This is a genomic window from Dactylosporangium sp. NPDC000555 (assembly GCF_040300025.1).
Classification (GTDB): domain Bacteria; phylum Actinomycetota; class Actinomycetes; order Mycobacteriales; family Micromonosporaceae; genus Dactylosporangium.
The window spans coordinates 57,758-76,051 of sequence record NZ_JBEPDB010000005.1 but is presented as its reverse complement, the minus strand read 5'-3'; the positions used below and the strand labels follow the sequence as shown (position 1 = coordinate 76,051).

Here is an 18,294-nt window from a genome sequence, read left to right as displayed (position 1 = left end):
CGTGCGGGTGCCTGAACAACCGCTAAGATCGACCCGCTGCGACCACCTAAGATGCGTTCGTGACGAGTGACTGCCTCTTCTGCCGCATCGTCGCCGGCGAGATCCCGGCGACCGTTGTGCACGAGACCGACACGACGCTGGCGTTCCGCGACATCGCGCCCAAGGCGCCGGTCCATGTGCTGGTGATCCCCAAGGCGCACCACGCCGACGTCGTCGAGATTGCCAAGGCCGACCCCGCGCTCGCCGGTCAGGTGCTCGCCGCCTGCGCCGCCGTGGCCGAGGCCGAGGGGTTGCCCGAAGGGGGCTTCCGCGTCATCTTCAACGTCGGCCGCAACGCCGGTCAGGAGGTCTTTCACGTGCACGCGCACGTGCTCGGCGGCCGGCCGCTCGGGCCCATGGTCATGGCATGAGGCCGGCTCAGCGGTACGAACGGATGGCCCGACGGGTCCAGGCGGAGGGTCGGGTCCCGGCGCTCAGCGTGGCCGTCCACCGGGCCGACCGCCCACTATGGACCTTCCAGGTGGGCGAGGGGGTTGACGCCGCCAGCCAGCTGCGGATGGGGTCGATCACCAAGACGTTCACCGCCGTGCTCGTCATGCAGTGCCGCGACGACGGCCTGCTCGACCTCGACGACCGGATCGCCCGGCACCTGCCCGTCAAGGCACACGGCGAGCTGACCATCGGCCGCATGCTCTCGCACCTGTCCGGCCTGCAGCGCGAGCCGTTCGGCGACGTGTGGGACACCATGCAGGCGCCCGATGTCGAAGGGCTGCTCGGCCAACTCGACCGCGCCGAGCAGGTGCTGCCCCCCGGCCGGCGGTTCCACTACTCCAACCTGGCGATCGCGCTGCTCGGCCACCTCGTCGGGCGGCTGCGCGGCGGCACCTGGGAGCAGGCCCTGCGGGAGCGCATCCTGGAGCCGCTCGGGCTGTACGACATCGCGGTCACGCCGCAGCGGCCAGTCGTCGGATATCAGGTCGACGCCTGGTCCGACTACGCCCACCCCGAGCCGCCCGACGACTTCGGCGCCATCGGCCCTGCCGCCCAGCTGTGGAGCACCGCCGCCGACCTGGCCCGCTGGGCCGCGTTCCTGGCCGACCCTCGCGGCATGGACCCCAACGGCACCGTGCTGTCGGCCGCCACCGTCGAGGAGATGCGGGTACCGCAGGCCGTCACCGAGGACGCCCTCTGGGCGCGCGCCTTCGGTCTCGGCCTCATCGTGTACCCGCAGCCGGGCGGTGAGCGGGTCGTGCACGTCGGCCACGACGGCGCGATGCCCGGGTTCCTCGCCGGCGCGTACGGCCGGATCGGTGGCTCCGGCACGCCCAAGGCCCTCGGCGTGGCGTCTCTTGGCTCATCCGGTACCACGGGCGCGATCCTCGAGCTGCCGCACGAGCTGCTCGCCGCCGTGGCGGAGCACGACCCGGCCGACATCGCCCCGTGGGTGCCCGGCCCGCAGGCCCCGGCGCGGTACCGCTCCGTGCTCGGCCGCTGGTGGGGTGAGGGGTTCGAATACGCGTTCAGCTGGCGCGACGGCACCCTGCACGCCCGCGCCGTCAACGCGCCCGCCAAGTGGCCACCGGCCGTGTTCGCCCCGGTCGACGGCGAGCCCGACCTGTTCCGCACGGTCTCCGGCCGCGAGGCCGGCGAACTGCTCCGCCTGACCCGCGACGAGAATGGCACGATCGTGCGAATGCACTGGGCAACGTACCGCTTTACGCGAGGCCAGGAAGCCTTCGACGGCCACCGCTTCTGACACCACGCCACGGCCAAGACCCCACCCCCGCAAAAGACGGCAACCCCTGCACAGCCGCCGACGGTGCCCCGCCCGCGACAATGCCCTGGACGTCGCCATGGCCCAGCCCGAACGGGACCGCAACTCCTGCACGCGGCGCGCGAACGGGAACCGCAACCACTGCGCACGGCCGGCGATGGTGTCCCGGCCGCGACCGCGCCTGGGGCGTCGCCATGGCCCAGCCTGCACGAACCCGCAACTTCTGCACGCAGCGCCCGTACGGGGACCGCAGCCACTGCGTGCAGCCGGCGGCGTGGGCGACGCTTGAAATATGACCCCCTCCAGAGCACTTTGCGCCAAGACGTGGAGGGTGATCAGTGGAGGACTGGGCGGAGATCCGCCGGCTCTACTTGTCGGAGCAGATGCCGATCAAGGCGATCGCGCGGCGGTTGCATCTGTCGCGTAACACGGTGCGGTCGGTGCAGCCACCGAAGTACGCGGGCGCCACGCGGGTGGTCGCGCAGATCCGGTCGCTGCTCAAGGAGTTCCCGGACATGCCGGCGGGGGCGTCCCGGCCGCGACCGCGCCTGGGGCGTCACCATGGGCCCAGCCTGCACGAACCCGCAACTCCTGGCACGCAGCGCGCGAACGGGAACCGCAACCACTGCGCGCAAGCGCCCGCAAAAGTGCCGCGAAGCGGCATGGGGGGTGTGGGGTGGGAACCCCCCACACATGCTCGAGCGAAGCAAGAGCCAGGCAGGAAACAGCTTTAGGAACAGCGAGAAATAATCGTGAAGACGGCGCCGTTCGGGTCCTCAATCACGGCGAGGCGGCCGTGCGGGGAGTCGAACGGGCCACGCTGCACCCGGCCGCCCGCGGCCAGCACCCGCTCCGCGGCGGCGGCTGTGTCGTCGGTGGCGAAGTAGACCGTCCAGTGGGCGGGCACGCCGTCCCACGCCGCCGTCATCGTCAGGCGGCCCGCGATCGGATCGGCGTCACCGATGCTCCACGCTGAGTAGTCGAAGGGTTCGTCCCCGGAGCCGGCCGGAGTGGGGATCTTGGTTTGGCGGTAGCCGAAGACGCCGCGGTAGAAGAAGTCGGTGACGGTCGGTTCCCGCGTCATCACCTCGGCCCAGCATAGGGCGCCGTTCTCGTCGTACAGCTGCGAGCCGGTGTGCCGGCCCGGCTCCCACGCGCCGAACGCCGCGCCCGACGGGTCGGTGGCGAACAGCATGCGGCCGTTGTTCGGAACCTCCATCGGCGGGACCAGCAGCTTGCCGCCATGCTCGTCGACGCGGTCCGCGGTGCCCGCCAGGTCGTGCGACATGAGGTACAGGCTCCAGGCGGCCGGAAGCTGCTCGGACCCGGGCATCGGCGGGCTCATCCCGGCGACGATCCGGTCATTCTTCATGCACATCACATAATGGCCAAAATCGGCCCCGGTGTCCACGTAGGTCCAGCCGAACACGGCCGCGTAGAAGTGCTGCGCCGCCGGTACGTCGGCCGCGACGACGTCCGCCCAGCAGGGTTCGCCGTCGGTGTATCCGGTGCGTTCGACCATGGTTGGGGGCTCCAATCGAATCGGTCATCTGCCTCCCTACCAGCACCGGACCGCCCCGCGCGGGCGAATCGCGACAGACGGCATGATCGGCCGAACCGGTTCGGGGCGAAAATGGGAACGGCCGCGCGAGCGGTCAGCCGATACCATGAGAGCCTGGACATGAGCCCAGGCTGGAGCGAGCCCGGAAGCAGGTGCTTGAGGCCCAACGCGGCCAAGGTATGACCGAGACCCCAAACCCCGTGCCGGCGCAGACGTCGGAACAGCCCGTGCGGGCCATCAGCAAGATCACCGTTCCCGACCCGCACGTCATGGTCAGGCTGCTCGGGGCCGGCGACGAGATCCTCAAGCTCGTCGAGCGGTCGGTGCAGAGTGATGTGCACGTGCGGGGCAACGAGATCACCATCACCGGCGCGGCGGCCGACAATGCCATGGCCGAGCGAATCTTCAGCGAGCTGATCGAGCTGGTGCGCAAGGGCGAGATCCTGACCTCGGACAACGTCCGGCGCACGGTCGGCATGCTGCAGCAGAACACCGCCGAGCGCCCGGCCGAGGTGCTGACGCTCAACATCCTGTCCCGGCGTGGACGAACCATCCGGCCCAAGACACTGGGCCAGAAGCGCTATGTCGACTCGATCGACCAGCACACGATCGTGTTCGGCATCGGGCCGGCGGGCACCGGCAAGACGTATCTCGCCATGGCCAAGGCCGTCCAGTCGCTGCAGGCCAAGCAGGTCAACCGGATCATTCTGACCCGCCCCGCGGTCGAGGCCGGCGAGCGGCTGGGCTTCCTGCCCGGCACGCTTTACGACAAGATCGATCCGTACCTGCGCCCGCTGTACGACGCACTGCACGACATGATCGACCCCGAGTCCATCCCGAAGCTGATGGCCGCCGGGACGATCGAGGTCGCGCCGCTGGCCTACATGCGCGGCCGCACCCTCAACGACGCCTTCATCATCCTGGACGAGGCCCAGAACACTACGCCCGAGCAGATGAAGATGTTCCTGACGCGGCTGGGCTTCGGTTCGAAGATCGTCGTCACCGGCGACATCACGCAGGTCGACCTCCCCGGGGGGACCCGCAGCGGCCTCCGAGTCGTCCGTGAGATCCTCGACGGCGTCGAGGACGTTCACTTCGCCCAGCTCGGCAGCGCCGATGTCGTGCGCCACCGGCTGGTCAGTGACATCGTCGACGCCTACGCCCGCTGGGACGAAGCGCAGGAGGCTCAGCAGCCGGTGCGTGCCGTCCCGGACCGCGCCGCACAGGGTGGCCGGCCCGGGCGACGCAGATAGTCACGGGAGCCCTGTTGTCCATCGAGATCGCCAACGAGTCCGGCGTCGACGTCAACTCCGACACCATTCTCGCGGTGGCGCGGCACGCGCTCGACGAGATGGGCGTCAACCCTCTCGCCGAGCTGTCGATCCTGCTCGTCGATGTGGAGTACATGACCGAGCTCAACCACCGCTGGATGGACGGCGACGGCCCGACGGACGTGCTGGCCTTCCCGATGGACGAGGGCAGCGTCGACCACGGCCCGGGCGAAGGGGCCGGCGAGCCGGCCCTGCTCGGCGACATCGTGCTCTGCCCGGAGGTGGCCTCGAAGCAGGCCGCCACCGCCGGGCACGCCACGATCGACGAGCTGGCGCTGCTCACCGTCCACGGCATCCTGCACCTGCTCGGGTATGACCACGCGGAGCCGGAGGAGGAGGCCGAGATGTTCGGCCTCCAGGGGCGGCTGCTGGAGAGCTGGCGAAAGGCTTGAAGTCGTGAGCGACGTCACGTTGCTGGCCACGGCCGCCGGGCTGGTTGTCCTGGCGGGCCTGTTCGCCATGACCGACGCCGCCCTCAACGTGGTCTCCCCGGCCCGGGCGCACGAGCTCGCCCGCGAGGGCCGGCCCGGCGCGACCGCGCTGGAGGTCGTCGCCGCCGACCCGGCCCGTTACGTCAACCTGCTCCTGCTGCTGCGCCTGCTGTGCGAGCTGACGGCGACCACCCTGGTGGCGCTGGAGACCGCCGCGTGGGTCGGCGGCGACCGGGACTGGCTCGCCGCGCTGATCACCGCCGGCGCGATGACCGTCGTCAGCTTCGTCGTGGTCGGCGTCGCGCCTCGCACCATGGGGCGCCAGCACGCGTACCACGTGGCCCGGTTCGCCGCGCCGCTGGTGCGCTGGCTCGGCACCGCCCTCGGCCCGCTGGCCCGGCTGCTGATCCTCATCGGCAACGCGGTCACCCCCGGCAAGGGATACCGCGAAGGCCCGTTCGCCACCACGATCGAGCTGCGCGAGCTCGTCGACCTGGCCGAGCAGCGCGGCGTCGTCGAGCATGGCGAGCGCGACATGATCCACTCCGTGTTCTCGCTCGGCACCACGATCGCCCGCGAGGTGATGGTGCCGCGCACCGAGATGGTCTGGATCGAGGCGCACAAGACCGTCCGCCAGGCTCTCATGCTCGCGATGCGCGGCGGCTTCTCCCGCATCCCCGTTGTCGGCGAGAACGTCGACGACGTGCTCGGCATCGTCTACCTCAAGGACCTCGTGCGTCGCACCGCCGGCGACGACACGGGCGCCGGCGAGATGCCGGTCGCCCAGGTCATGCGCGACGCCACGTTCGTGCCCGAGTCCAAGCCGGTTGACGACCTGCTCCGCGAGATGCAGGCGGCGCGCACCCACATCGCCGTGATCATCGACGAGTACGGCGGCACCGCGGGCCTCGTCACCATCGAGGACATCCTCGAGGAGATCGTCGGGGAGATCACCGACGAGTACGACGTCGCCGAGCGCCCGCCGGTCGAGGAACTGCCCGACGGCGCCGTGCGGGTCACCAGCCGGCTGCCGATCGAGGACCTCGGCGAGCTGTTCGGCGTGGAACTGCCCGCCGACGAGGTCGAGACCGTGGCCGGCCTGCTCGCCCAGGCCCTCGGCCGGGTCCCGATCCCCGGCGCGACCGCGGTCGTCGGCGGCCTCGTGCTCGTCGCCGAGGGCGCCACGGGCCGGCGCAACCGCATCGAGACCCTGCTCGTCCGGCGCGCCGAGCCCGAGGACGAGGAACAGACCAGCCACGAGACCGAGAGGCAGCACGCCGATGCCTGAACTGTCCGCCGAGGACGCCAAACTGGTGACCCTTGCCCGCGCGGCGCGCGCCCGCGTCGGCGCCGTCGAGGGTGCGGCGGTCCGCGACGGCGACGGCCGCACGTACAACGCCGCGTCGGTCGCGCTGCCGTCGCTTTCGGTCACCGCGCTGCAGCTGGCGGTCGCGGCGGCGGTCTCGTCGGGCGCGACCAAGCTCGAGGCCGCCGCCGTGGTCACCGAGGCCTCGACGCTCGACGGCCTCGGCCACGCGGCGGTCCGGGACGTGTCGCCGTCCGCGCCGATCCACCTGGCCGGCCCCGACGCCACGGTGTTCGCCACCGTCGACGACTAAGGCCCCGTTTCACAGCTGAAGCGGGGCTGCGGCGGGCCCGGATTCCGCCTGGCCGGCGTCCCGCGGAAGCCCGGTTACAACATGCCGATCCGGCACGCCGGGGCTGTTCCCGCCTGGCCGCGCCGCTCCGGCCCACCGGTTCGCGCTAAATGCCCGATAAGTCGAAAATGTCCGGCACCGCCGGATGCCGGACATTTCTGGTGAGGTCCCCGCCAGCGGCGGTCGCGATCAGGTGGTCAGCGTCGGGACGACCGGGTTCGGGATCGCGCCGCCGAAGCGGCGGTCGCGCTTGGCGTAGACCTCGCAGGCGTACCACAGGTGGCGGCGGTCGAAGTCGGGCCACAGCGCGTCGACCGACACGAACTCCGCGTACGCGGCCTGCCAGATCATGAAGTTCGACGTGCGCATCTCGCCGGAGCTGCGGACCATCAGGTCCACGTCCGGCAGGTCGGGCTCGTCGAGGTACCGGGCGAAGGTCTTCTCCGAGATGCGGTCCGCCTTGAGGCGGCCGGCGGCCACCTCCGCGGCGATGCGCGCCGCCGCGTCGGCGACCTCCGCGCGGCCGCCGTAGTTGACGCACATCGTGAACGTCAGCTTGTCGTTGTGCCGGGTGAGCTGCTCGGCGTACTCGAGCTCGTTGATGACCGAGCGCCACAGCCGAGGCCGGCGGCCCGCCCAGCGGACCCGGATGCCCATCTCGTGGAACTCGTCGCGGCGGCGGTGGATCGTCTCGCGGTTGAAGTTCATGAGGAAGCGGACCTCGTCCGGGGAGCGCTTCCAGTTCTCGGTGGAGAAGGCGTAGGCGCTGACGTACTTCACGCCGAGCTCGAGCGCCCCCTCGATCACGTCGAACAGGGCCGCCTCGCCCGCCGTGTGCCCGGCGGTGCGCGGCAGGCCGCGCTGCTTCGCCCAGCGGCCGTTGCCGTCCATGATGATCGCCACGTGCTGCGGCACGGTCTCCTTCGGCAGCGCCGGCGGGCGGGCACCGCTGGGGTGTGGCGACGGCGGGCGGAAGTCCCTTTCCCTGCTCACGAGCTTTCCTTTCGAAGTGGTCGAGGGGGCCGGTCGTCGCGGTCGACCAGCGGGAGCGAGCGTAGTGCGCGCTCCAGGTGCCACTGCAGATGCGCGGCGACCAGGCCGCTCGCCTCGCGCTGGTGCACCGTCGGGGCGGCGTCGGCGACCGTCCAGTCGCCCTCGGCGAGCGCCGACATCAGCTCGATCGTCGCCGGTGCCGGGTGCGCGGCCCCGGGCGGACGGCAGTCGGGGCAGACCGCGCCGCCGGCCGGCACGGAGAAGCCCCGATGCGGGCCCGGGGTGCCGCACACCGCGCACTCCCGCAGCGCAGGCGCCCAGCCGGCCACGGTCATCGCGCGCAGCAGGTAGGCGTCCAGCACCAGGCTGCCGGCGTGCTCGGCGACGGCCAGCGCGCGCAGGGCGCCCAGCGTCAGCTGGAACAGCCGCAGCGCCGGCTCCTGCTCGATCGGCGTGAGCCGCTCCGCCGTCTCGGCGATGGCGCTGGCCAGGGTGTACCGCGAATAGTCCTCCAGGAACCGCCGCCCGAACAGGTCGACGCCCTCCACCTGGCTGATCACGTCGAGGGTCCGGCCCTCCAGCAACTGCACGTCGACGTGGCCGAACGGCTCCAGCCGACCCCCGAACTTGGATGTGGTGCGGCGCACCCCCTTCGCGACCGCCCGGATGCGGCCGTGGTGGCGCGTGAACAGCGTGATGATCCGGTCGGACTCGCCCAGCTTCTGCACCCGCAGCACCACTGCGTCGTCCCGGTAGAGCTTCCCGCGGAAGCCTGAGCCCGTCACGACGACGCTCCGCTTCGCTCCGCGTCGCCACGACGTCCAGACTGAGCCTGCTGATGGCTGGCTCCTCCGCTGCGCTCCGGACCAGCCATGTCAGAACCCCAGGCGGCGCAGCTGCTTCGGGTCGCGCTGCCAGTCCTTGGCCACCCGCACGTGCAGGTCGAGGTACACGCGGACGCCGAGCAGGTCCTCGATCTCGCGGCGCGCCCGGGTGCCGACCTCCTTGAGCCGGCTCGCCCGGTGGCCGATCACGATCGCCTTCTGGCTCGGGCGCTCCACGTAGATGTCGGCGTAGACGCGGGTGAGGCCCTCCTCGGGCAGTACCTCCTCGACCAGCACGGCGATCGAGTGCGGCAGCTCATCGCGCACCCCGTCCAGGGCGGCCTCGCGGATGAGCTCCGCCATCAGCACCTGCTCGGGCTCGTCGGTGAGCATGCCGTCCGGGTAGAGCTGCGGCGAGCGCGGCAGGTGCCCGATCATGACGTCGACGAGCGTGTGCAACTGCTCGCCCGCCACGGCGCTGACCGGCACGATGTCGGCGAACTCGCCCAGCTCCTGCACCGCCAGCAGGCGCCTGGCCAGGGTGCCCTTGTCGACCAGGTCGGTCTTCGTCAGCACCGCGACCAGGGTCGCCTTGAGCTCGGCGATCTCGCCGCTGATGAACCGGTCGCCGCGGCCGATCTCCTCGTCCGCCGGCAGGCACAGGCCGATCACGTCGACCTCGCTCCAGGTCGAGCGGACCAGGTCGTTGAGGCGCTCGCCGAGCAGCGTGCGCGGCCGGTGCAGCCCCGGCGTGTCGACCAGCACCAGCTGCGAGTCCGGCCGGTGCACGACCCCGCGCACCGTGTGCCGGGTGGTCTGCGGCTTCGGCGAGGTGATGGCGATCTTCTGCCCGACGATCGCGTTGGTCAGCGTCGACTTGCCAGCGTTGGGACGGCCGACGAAGCAGGCGAAGCCCGCACGATAATCACCAGAGGTCTGCACGATGTTTCAGGGTACTCAGACTTCCAGTTGCAACTGGCGGGGGCGCTGTGAAGGAGCTGTGACCTTCACGGCGGCCGCGGTGGCGACCTGGATCTCGACGGTACCCTCGACCAGCCCGCGGCCGGCGGAGCGCAGCACGATCCGGCCCGGCATCAGCCGCGACAGCGACGTCGGCACGGCGCTGCGCTGCTCGGTGGCGAGCACCAGGTGCACGCCGACGGCCTTGCCGCCCGCCGCCACCGCGGTCAGCGCGTCGTTGAGCAGCGGGTCGTGGCCGTCGACGAGCACCAGCACCCGGGCGCCATGGTGCTCGTCCAGCGCGGCCCGCTCGGCGACCAGCTCCCCGATCGTGCCCAGCAGCGCCAAGGCGGCAGACACGTCGGCGGCGTCGACCCGGCAGACCCGCAGCGCCGCCGCGTCGAAGAGCCGTCCGAACGACGCCGCGACCGTGTCCAGCAGCGTCGACTTGCCGGCGCCGGTCGGGCCGTACACCAGCAGGTGCCCGAGCTCGTCGAGGTCGAGCGGCCACACGTGCACCGACTGCGAGCTGGGCAGGTCGACCATCCCGATCGGGGCCGCGAACGCCGCGCGGGCCCCGAGCGCCCGCGCGCCGTGCTCGGTGTCCCGCCCGGAGTGCCCCGGCGACCCGGCGAAGTCGGCGATATCGGAAATGTCGTACGTGGCGTGCAGCGGCAGCTGCCAGGCTCGCGGCTGGTCCGGCACGCGGGCCTCACGGTGCGCCGCGGTGATCGCCGCGATGAGCCGCCGCAGGTCGGTGACCTCGCCGTCGTCGCGCCGGGCGGCCGCGGCGGCGCCGTGCTCGGCGGTGCCCCTCGCGGCGCCGGCCACGTTGCCCGGGCCGCCGGCCGGCGGTGCGGCACCCGCCGTCGCAGCGAGGGCGGCGGCGGATGCGGTGGGCAGGGGCGGGGTGTGCAGGCCGGACTCGAAGCGCCACTCCGTCACGATCGTCGGGCCGCCGGAGCGTTCCCCGGGCGAGCGGGCACCGCCGTAGGCGACCTGGACCGCCTCCGGGTCGGCGGCGCCGACGCGGACGAACGCCCGGCCCGGCAGCAGCGGCGAGAGGTGGGCGGCGTCCGGGTGCTCGAGGACCTCGAGGCTGTCCTGCTCCTCCTCGACGCGCAGCGCGATGCGCAGCGGCGCCTCCGCGCGCAGGTCGTCGTCGAGTGCGCCGTGCGGGTGCGCCGTGGACAGCAGCAGGTGTACCCCGGCCGGGCGCCCGCGCCGGGCCAGGTCGCGCAGGCCGGTCACGAAATCGGCCGGCGTCGCGGTGAGCTCCGCGACGACGATGAGCAGGTTGGCCGGGGCCGCGGCCGGGTGCCGCCGCTCCATCTCGGCGATGTCCTTGACCGCGTGCCGGCGCAGGATCGCCTCCCGGCGGCGCACCTCGGCGCCGAGAGAGACCAGCACCCGCCGGGCCTGGTACGCGTCGTCACCGGTGAACACCCCGACCGTGTGCGGCAGGTCGGCGCACTCGGCGAACGTGGCGCCGCCGGTGTCGACGAGCACGAACGTGAGGCGGTTCGCCGGGTACGTCGCCGCCAGCGCGGTCAGGTAGGAGCGCAGCAGCCAGGAGCGGCCGGAGCCGGGGGCGCCGGCGATGATGCCGTTCGGGCCGTCGCGGCGCAGGTCCACCACGACCGGGCCGGTGCCGCCGAGCCCGATCGGCGCGGCCAGGCCACGGTCGCGGGTCGACGGGACCCAGCGCTTCACGATCGCGCTCGGCGACGGCTCCCCGCCGAGCTTGAGCACCTCACCCAGCGGCGCGATCCGCGGGGCCGCCCCGCCGGCCGCATCACGGGTGGCGGCCAGGGCGTGCGCGACCCGGTCGGCGACCGCCGCGCCGATGCCCTCGCCGTCCAGGGCCACCACCCCGGCGGGCAGCGCCAGTGCGGATTCGGCGCAGGTCAGCAGGCTGATCCCGCCCCTCGGCCCGTCCTCGACCAGGCGGGCCAGCGCGGCTGGCGGTACCGAATCGGGGTCCGGAAGCACCACCACCACGTGCGGCGTGAACTGCTCGGCGATCGCGTGCCGGCCCAGCCGCCGCTGCCGCAGCAGCGCCTCGACCAGCGCGAGCACCCGGCGCCGGTCGTCCTCCCGCGCGGCGACCGTGCGGGCGCCCGGCGAGAACGCGGCGGTCAGCGTGCGGGTGTGCGGCAACCAGCCCGTCCACGTCCAGTGCTCGGCCTCGTCCGGCGTGGTGAGCACCACGAGCGCCAGGTCGTTCGGGCCGACGAGGGTCGCCAGCTGTACGACCCACGAGCGCAGCACCGCGCGGCGATCCTCGGCCGGGCCGGTCGCACCGAGCGCGCCCAGCGATCGCAGGTCCGCCTCGATGGGGACGTCGGGGTCGATCGCGTACCGCTGCCGCAGCGCGCCGATCCGCTCGGTGTGGGCGGGGTCGAAGTCGCCGGTCGTCGGCGCCTGCTCGAAGCGCAGCCGGCTGGGCTGGTCGGCGGTGGCGACGCGCAGCGTGAGGAAGTCCCGGTCGTCGGGGCGGCGGGCCGGCTTCTCCTGCCGGGTCGCGGCCCGCGCCAGGTGGGCGACGCTGGGTGCCTCGGCCCGCCGCGCCTGGACCACCGCCCGGTGCTTGACCGCCGCATCGGCCTCGGCGCGGTCCATCGCCGCCGCGAACTCGGCGGCCGGGTCGGCCCCACGGCGGCGCAGCGTCAGGCGGCGGCGTTTGGGCGGCTGCGGTACCACGGGAAGCCACACCGCCGGCGGGGGCCCCTTCGGCGCCGGCGGGTCCGCCGGCACCTCCTCGACCGTGACCACCGTGGCCCCGAGGCGCAGCAGCTGGCCGCTGGTCAGCGTCGCGGTGCCCGTCAGCGGCTCGCCGTCCAGCCGGGTGCCGCCGGGCGAGCGCAGGTCGGTCGCGGCCGCCTCGTGACTGCCGATGCCCAGGTGCAGGTGGCGCCGCCCGGCGGTGGGGTCGGTGAGGACCAGGTCGCTCGCGCCGTCGGTGCCGATGACGAACTCGCCGGGCGGCAGCGGGAGCCAGATCCCGGCGTCCGGCCCGGCCACGACGAGCAGCTCGAAGCGGTGCGGGCGCGACGTGCGCTCCGGTCGCGGCATCCGGTCCGGCTCGCCGGGCTTCCCGAGGACCGACCCGGACCAGGCGATGTCCGGCGGGGCCAGCAGGATCGTGTCCCCGCAGCGCAGGTCCTGGTCGCCGAGCGGGCGGCGCGGGTCGAGCCGGCGGCCGGTGCGCAACAGCCAGGCCCAGCTGGTCTGCTGCGGGCGTTCGGCTGGGTCGAGCAGCCCCAGCAGCTCGGTGATCAGGTCGGCGACCCCGTTGCCCGGGTCGGCCCGCAGCCGTACCGTGCGATCCAGCGTCGCGGTCGAATCTCGCCTCGCCACCCGCACGTCGATCAGCAGGTCCATCGGCCGGCCCCCCTCTTCCCGAACAGCATCGATCCGTCGTCGGTTTCCAGAAAGCCTGGTGGCGGGGCGGACGCTCTGCAGGGCTCCGCCCTTGACAGTAAGCGCCGCAACGCCGAGTGGATCGCATCGACGCGCGCCAGGATTTCGCGCTATACGCGAGTAAAACGGGTGGAACGGGGCGTCGGTTACCCTCGTGGGCCATGACGGTGCGTGTCGCGATGTGGTCCGGTCCCCGCAACATCTCGACGGCTATGATGCGCAGCTTCGGCGCGCGCCCGGACACGGTCGTGGTCGACGAGCCGCTCTACGCCCACTACCTCGCCGAGACCGGCCTCGAGCACCCGGGCCGGGAGGAGATCCTGGCCGCGCAGCCACGGCGGTGGCAGGACGCGGTCGCCGGGCTCCTCGCACCGGTGGGGGCCGCCGTCTACTACCAGAAGCACATGACCCACCACCTGCTGCCCATGATCGGCCGGGAGTGGCTCGGTGAGGTCCGCAACGCGTATCTGATTCGCGATCCGGCGCACGTGGTCGCCTCCTACGCGAAGGTGCGCGGCGCGCCGACGCTGGATGATCTCGGGTATCGGCGGCAGGTCGAGATCTTCCGCGCGCACGGCGGCCCGGTCGTCGACGCCGCCGACGTCCTGCGCGACCCGGCGGGCACGCTGGCCGCGCTGTGCGGCGCGCTGGGCGTCCCATGGGACCCGCGGATGCTGTCGTGGCCGGCCGGGCGGCGGGAGACCGACGGGGTGTGGGCGCCGCACTGGTACGCCGCGGTCGAGCGCTCGACCGGCTTCGCACCCTACGACCCGGCCACGCCGGACGTCCCGCCGCACCTCGCGCCGCTGGTGGAGCGGGCCGCCCCGCTCTACGCGGAGCTCGCCGCCCACCGGCTGCGCCCTTGAGGGCCCCTCAAGCTCAGCCCTGCGGGAACGAAAGGTGCTGGTGGACCAGCTTCCACTCGCCGCCGGTCCGCCGGAACACCCGGGTGCCGCGGGAGCGGTACTCCGTCGTCGAGCCGTCCGGTCGCGGCACCCGGATCCGATTCAGGCCCCAGCCGACCGCGAGGTCGCCGTCCACGACGACCCGCAGGTCGGGTACCTCCCAGGTGACGGTGTTGTCCGACGCCTCCAGCCCCTGCCGGCACACCTCGCGGACCGCGTCGATTCCGACGTACTCCAGCGGCGCCACGTGCTCGTAGGACACCACGTCCGCGGCGATCGGCGCCATCAGCGCGTCGAGGTCCTTGCGCGCGCCGGCCGCGAACCAGCGCGCGTGCAGCTCGCGGATCTCGCCCTCGTCGTCCATGCTCTCCTCCTGCGGGTGAACGGTTCCGTCACCGCTACAACCCCGCAGAGGGCGGCAACTCATCGGGCAGGCCGAAATCGGTGAGATCCGCGTCGAGAAACGAGACGACCTCGGCGACGGCCGTGCCGGCGAAGCGCAGCACGTCCAGGCCCGCCGGCCGGAAGGCGCCGCCGTCCGCGTCGAGGCGGTAGGTGCCGAACGCGACCTGGCCGTTCGCGGTCGTGGGCAGGAACCGCCAGCGGTGCCCGTCCAGCGGCCCGGCCAGCAGAAACTCGCGGATTCGTTCGCGGCCGGAGAACCAGGCCGGCAGCGGCGGCATCGAGTAGCGGGCGTCGTCGGCCAGCATCGCCACGATCCCGTCGACGTCCCCCGCCTCCCAGGCGGCGGCGTAGCGCTCCGCCCGCTCGCGCACCTGCGCGTCCGGCGCCGGCGCGGTAGCGGGGAGGCGGGCGTCGAGCCGGGCCCGGGCGCGCTGCAGGGCACTGTTGACCGCGGCGGGGGAGGTGCCGAGAATGCCGGCGGTCTCCGCGGCGCTGAAGCCGAGGAGGTGGCGCAGCAGCAGGACCGCCCGCTGCCGGGCCGGCAGGTGCTGCAGGGCGGCGACGAACGCGAGCGCCATGCCCTCGTGGGCCACCACCCGCGCCTCCGGGTAGGGCTCCGGCCAGGCCACCTCGGCGTCCGGTACCGCGCCCGGCTCCGGCTCCAGGTCGGCCGGCAGCTCCCGGCGCCGGCGGCGGCGCAGCATCGTGAGGCAGCGGTTGGTGGCGATGGTGAACAGCCAGGGGCGCGCCGCGCCGCCCGGGATGCCGTCGCGGTGGCGCCAGGCCCGGACCAGGGTCTCCTGCACGGCGTCGTCGGCGTCGTGCACGGAGCCGAGCATCCGGTAGCAGTGCTCGTGCAGTTCCCCGCGCAGCGGGGCGACGAGCCGCTCGAACTCAGACTCGGACGGCATTGGCGCGGGCGTGCTCGCGGTAGAGTTCGGCGATCCGCCGGGTCACCGGCCCCACCTCGCCGTCGCCGATCGGGCGGCCGTCGATCGCCACCACGCCCGCGATCTCGCCCATCGTGCCGGTGCAGAACACCTCGTCGGCCGTGTACATCTCGACCTGCGCCAGGTCGCGCACCTCGGCCGGCAGCGGCGCGATCCGCAGCACCGTGTCGCGCGTGATGCCCTCCGGGCACGCCACCGCCCGCGGCGTGAGCAACGCGCCGCCGGCGACCGCGAACAGGTGGGTGGCGTTGGTCTCGGCCACGAAGCCGCGGGCGTCGAGCATCATCGCGTCGTCGGCGCCGGCGACGTTGGCCTCCATCTTGGCCAGGATCGAGTTGAGCAGGTTGTTGTGGTGGATGCGCGGGTCGAGCACGTCCGGGCCGGGGCGGCGCACGCTGCTGGTGACCAGCGTCAGGCCCTCGGTGTCGTAGACCGGCGCCTTGAACTCGGCCAGCACGATCAGCGTGCAACCCTGCCGGTTGAGGCGCGGGTCCATGCCGCTGGTGATCTTCACGCCGCGCGTCACCGTGAGCCGGACGTGCACGCCGTCGCGCATGTCGTTGGCGGCCAGCGTCTCGCGCAGCGCGGCGATGATCTCCGCGTCGCCGGGGACGCCGGCGAAGCCCAGCGCCGTCGCCGAGCGGCGCAGCCGGGCCAGGTGCTCGTACAGGCCGTAGACGCCGCCGTCGTAGAGGCGCAGCCCCTCCCAGACCGCGTCGCCGCCCTGCACCACCGAGTCGAACGGCGAGATGCCGGGCTCGTCGCGGTGGCGCAGCGTGCCGTTCACCCAGTACCGCAGGTCAGCGTTGCGTTCGTCGTAGCGCTGCAGCATCCAGTCGTCGTCCTTCGCGATGTCGCCGAGGGCGATGAGCACCTCACGCCGAGACTAGTCGGGGCCCGCCGAAACCTCGGCGGGCCCCGTGTGCGGGAATCAGTGATCGGCGCAGCAGGGCCGGTTGTTCGGCGGCTCGAACGGCACGAGCACCCCGTTGCGGGCGAACTGGCAGACCAGCGTGAGCACGCCGGCGCGCCAGATCGGCCGGACGAAGTCCCGCGTGTCGACGAGCATCTCCGCGACCGCCGTCATGCCCCCTAGGACCACGACCTTCTCGATCGCCGACCCGGCCACGATGGCCGAGACCGCGACCGTGCCCGTGAGCCGCTCCGCGCCCTCGAACAGCACCTGACGAGCCCCCTCCGGGGGCGTGTCCGCCTCGGCGCCGACGGCGACCTGGCCGCCGTCGAAGTACGTGAACGCGGGGCGGCCGGCCGTCAGGATGTGGTGGTCGGCCGCCTGGACGTCGGGGAAGCGCATTACCGCGGGAAGACCCAGATCGGGTTCGCGTAGAACCAGAGGTCCTTCCACGGGTCGGCGTCGCCGAGCACGTCGATCGCCGGGCCGGCCGGGTCGATCGCCGCGCCGAGGTAGCCGGGGGCGGTGCGGTTGCCGTCGGTGCCGCGCAGGCGGACGTAGAACGGCTTGTCGGCCGGGCCGAGGTCGTAGGTGAACGACACGGTGCCGGTCGACTTGTTGACCTCGAAGCTCTTCACGACCTTGGTGTTCGGGGCGGTGAAGGAGTCCTGGTCGGCGACCGGGCCGGTGACCTCGCCCCGGATGACGTCGACGCGGGCCAGGGTCGGCACGAAGTTCGCCCAGTTCGCCTTGTTGGCCAGGTTGATCCTGATGACCAGCTCGGCGCTCTGGCCGCGGCGCACCACCAGCGAGTCGCCGAGGGTGACGCCGAACGGGGTGCCCTTGGCGCGCACCTGCACGTCGAGGCCGCTGATCAGGCCGCCGTGGTCGACCCAGACGCGCCCGGCCCGCAGGGCGTCCATGACCGCCTGGTAGCTGAAGTTCTTCGCGCCGACGTGGGTCCGGCTGTAGAAGCCCGGCCAGAAGTCGCCGGCGCTGAGGTTGGTCGGCTGCCCGTACACCGGGTCCGAGTGGAACCCGTTGGTGTTGAAGTCGGTGTTGGCGGGCCGCTTCGCCGTCTCCTCGTACACGACGTGCGAGTCCGAGTTGGCGGAGATCCACCAGGCCTTGCCCTCGGCCAGCAGGCTGTCCCAGAGCCCGCCGACGGTCGAGGTCATCCAGTCGAAGCCGCCCCAGGTGCGGTAGCTCTCCAGCGGGTAGCCGGGGAACGAGGCCGCGTTCGGGGAGTTGCCGTAGTAGCCGCGGGCGTCACCCTGGCCGTTGGGCTTGGGGAAGCCGGCGGCCTGGTGACCCGGGGCTCCCTCGAAGCCGATCGCGATCTTCGGGTTGGCGTCGCGCCAGCCGCGGATCTCGTGCGGCGAGTCGATGCCGTTGCGGGCCGGGTGGTTGGCCAGGAACAGCGCGTCCTGGACCCGCCGCTTGGTGACCTGGTCGCCGAGGAACTTGACGCCGGCGATGGCCAGGGCCTCGGTGACCAGGCCAGGGTTCACCGCGCCGACGGCGCTGCCGTCGAAGGAGTTCTCGAACTCCTTGAGCACCGCGACCTCGTTGGCGCCCGGGTGCACGAAGACGGTGCCGTGCTCCGCGGCCGGGATGTTCCACTCCAGGCCCTGGAAGACGAGCATGTCCTTGTACTCTTCGCGGGCCGCGCGGATCTGCGGGTTGACCCGCTCCACGCCGATCTTGGCGTGGTTGACGCTGCCGTGGTCGGTGATGACCATCCAGTCCAGGCCGTAGGCGGACGCGTGCTTGACGTGGTCGTCCGGGCGGTACATGCCGTCGCTGCTGTACTGGGTGTGGATGTGGTGGTCGCCGGCGAGCCACTTGTAGTTGTTGAACGTCGGGCGGCCGTGCCCGTGGCGGTCCCGGCCGTCGAAGTCGTGATCGTCGCCGCCGTGGGCGTGGGCGGTGCCGGCGTTGGTCAGCGCGCCGCCCGCGGCGGCGGCCGCGCCCAGCAGGCCGGCGCGGCGCAGGAAGCCGCGGCGGGAGACGTCGGCGGGGGAGAGCTCGCCGTCCGGGATCGACGCGTCGAGCACCGCGGGCACGTCGCCGGCGGCCTGCGGCATGTCCTCGTGGTGATGGTGGTGGTGGCCGTGGCCCATGGAGGCTCCGTTTCGGGTTGATGGTCCTCATGGGCGAATCTCG

The 18,294-nt window shown here is 72.7% G+C and carries 17 protein-coding genes and 1 pseudogene; 8 read left to right on the top strand and 10 right to left on the bottom strand.

All coding sequences use genetic code 11. The annotated features are described in order from the left end of the window. The first annotated feature begins 59 nt into the window (after positions 1–59). The 3 genes and pseudogenes from ABT297_RS05790 to ABT297_RS43115 form a co-directional block, all read left to right on the top strand. Complete coding sequence (locus ABT297_RS05790) at positions 60–410, top strand: histidine triad nucleotide-binding protein (RefSeq protein ID WP_350545102.1); 351 nt, start codon at positions 60–62, stop codon at positions 408–410. Next, complete coding sequence (locus ABT297_RS05785; protein ID WP_350545100.1) at positions 407–1,756, top strand: serine hydrolase domain-containing protein; 1,350 nt, start codon at positions 407–409, stop codon at positions 1,754–1,756. The genes ABT297_RS05790 and ABT297_RS05785 overlap by 4 nt, the downstream gene beginning before the upstream one ends. A 401-nt stretch (positions 1,757–2,157) precedes the next feature. Further along, positions 2,158–2,298: pseudogene (locus tag ABT297_RS43115) on the top strand (IS21 family transposase); the annotation flags it as partial. A 206-nt stretch (positions 2,299–2,504) separates the two neighbouring features. Here the strand turns inward: ABT297_RS43115 and ABT297_RS05775 are convergent. Further along, positions 2,505–3,296, bottom strand: coding sequence for a VOC family protein (locus ABT297_RS05775; protein ID WP_350545098.1), 792 nt, complete (start codon positions 3,294–3,296; stop codon positions 2,505–2,507). Positions 3,297–3,514: 218 nt separating this feature from the next. On the opposite strand from ABT297_RS05775, the gene ABT297_RS05770 reads away from it, so the two are divergent. The 4 genes from ABT297_RS05770 (at position 3,515) to ABT297_RS05755 (ending at position 6,716) form a co-directional block, all read left to right on the top strand. Then, the gene (locus tag ABT297_RS05770; protein WP_350545097.1) at positions 3,515–4,588 is read left to right on the top strand and encodes a PhoH family protein; all 1,074 of its coding nucleotides are present in this window, start codon (positions 3,515–3,517) and stop codon (positions 4,586–4,588) included. A 14-nt stretch (positions 4,589–4,602) separates the two neighbouring features. After that, positions 4,603–5,058, top strand: a complete 456-nt coding sequence (gene ybeY / locus ABT297_RS05765; protein ID WP_350545095.1) for an rRNA maturation RNase YbeY — start codon at positions 4,603–4,605, stop codon at positions 5,056–5,058. Between the two features lie 67 nt (positions 5,059–5,125). Further along, positions 5,126–6,385: a hemolysin family protein gene (locus tag ABT297_RS05760; protein WP_502885502.1), complete on the top strand. Its 1,260-nt coding sequence runs from the start codon at positions 5,126–5,128 to the stop codon at positions 6,383–6,385. Next, on the top strand, positions 6,378–6,716 hold the full coding sequence (locus tag ABT297_RS05755; RefSeq protein WP_350545091.1) for a cytidine deaminase-like protein: 339 nt from the start codon (positions 6,378–6,380) through the stop codon (positions 6,714–6,716). Before ABT297_RS05760 ends, ABT297_RS05755 begins: the two co-directional genes overlap by 8 nt. A 228-nt stretch (positions 6,717–6,944) precedes the next feature. On the opposite strand, the gene ABT297_RS05750 is transcribed toward ABT297_RS05755, so the two are convergent. From ABT297_RS05750 to ABT297_RS05735, 4 genes are all read right to left on the bottom strand, one after another. Further along, positions 6,945–7,748, bottom strand: a complete 804-nt coding sequence (locus ABT297_RS05750) for an isoprenyl transferase (protein WP_350545089.1) — start codon at positions 7,746–7,748, stop codon at positions 6,945–6,947. After that, positions 7,745–8,533 carry a DNA repair protein RecO gene (recO, locus tag ABT297_RS05745; protein ID WP_350545087.1) on the bottom strand — a complete coding sequence of 263 codons (789 nt, stop codon included), beginning with the start codon at positions 8,531–8,533 and terminating at the stop codon, positions 7,745–7,747. Before recO ends, ABT297_RS05750 begins: the two co-directional genes overlap by 4 nt. A gap of 90 nt (positions 8,534–8,623) precedes the next feature. Continuing rightward, a complete protein-coding gene (gene era, locus ABT297_RS05740) occupies positions 8,624–9,514 on the bottom strand; it encodes a GTPase Era (protein ID WP_350545085.1) in 891 nt (296 codons plus the stop codon). Between the two features lie 15 nt (positions 9,515–9,529). Next, on the bottom strand, positions 9,530–12,916 hold the full coding sequence (locus tag ABT297_RS05735) for an FtsK/SpoIIIE domain-containing protein (protein ID WP_350545083.1): 3,387 nt from the start codon (positions 12,914–12,916) through the stop codon (positions 9,530–9,532). A gap of 200 nt (positions 12,917–13,116) precedes the next feature. Here ABT297_RS05735 and ABT297_RS05730 point away from each other — a divergent pair, with 200 nt between their 5' ends. After that, positions 13,117–13,821, top strand: a complete 705-nt coding sequence (locus ABT297_RS05730) for a sulfotransferase-like domain-containing protein (RefSeq protein ID WP_350545082.1) — start codon at positions 13,117–13,119, stop codon at positions 13,819–13,821. 13 nt (positions 13,822–13,834) lie between these two features. Here ABT297_RS05730 and ABT297_RS05725 read toward each other — a convergent pair whose 3' ends face one another. From ABT297_RS05725 to ABT297_RS05705, 5 genes are read right to left on the bottom strand one after another with little or no spacing between them, the layout of a single operon-like run. Continuing rightward, positions 13,835–14,224 (bottom strand): YybH family protein, encoded by a 390-nt coding sequence (locus ABT297_RS05725; RefSeq protein ID WP_350545080.1) that lies wholly within the window; start codon positions 14,222–14,224, stop codon positions 13,835–13,837. A 34-nt stretch (positions 14,225–14,258) separates the two neighbouring features. Then, positions 14,259–15,176, bottom strand: a complete 918-nt coding sequence (locus tag ABT297_RS05720) for an RNA polymerase subunit sigma-70 (protein WP_350545078.1) — start codon at positions 15,174–15,176, stop codon at positions 14,259–14,261. Next, positions 15,160–16,089 carry an aminotransferase class IV gene (locus ABT297_RS05715; protein ID WP_350545077.1) on the bottom strand — a complete coding sequence of 310 codons (930 nt, stop codon included), beginning with the start codon at positions 16,087–16,089 and terminating at the stop codon, positions 15,160–15,162. The genes ABT297_RS05720 and ABT297_RS05715 overlap by 17 nt, the downstream gene beginning before the upstream one ends. 57 nt (positions 16,090–16,146) lie before the next feature. Beyond that, a complete protein-coding gene (locus ABT297_RS05710; RefSeq protein ID WP_350545075.1) occupies positions 16,147–16,530 on the bottom strand; it encodes a hypothetical protein in 384 nt (127 codons plus the stop codon). After that, entirely contained in the window at positions 16,530–18,251 is a 1,722-nt protein-coding gene (locus tag ABT297_RS05705; RefSeq protein WP_350545073.1) for a PHP domain-containing protein, read from the bottom strand. Before ABT297_RS05705 ends, ABT297_RS05710 begins: the two co-directional genes overlap by 1 nt. Positions 18,252–18,294: the final 43 nt, after the last annotated feature.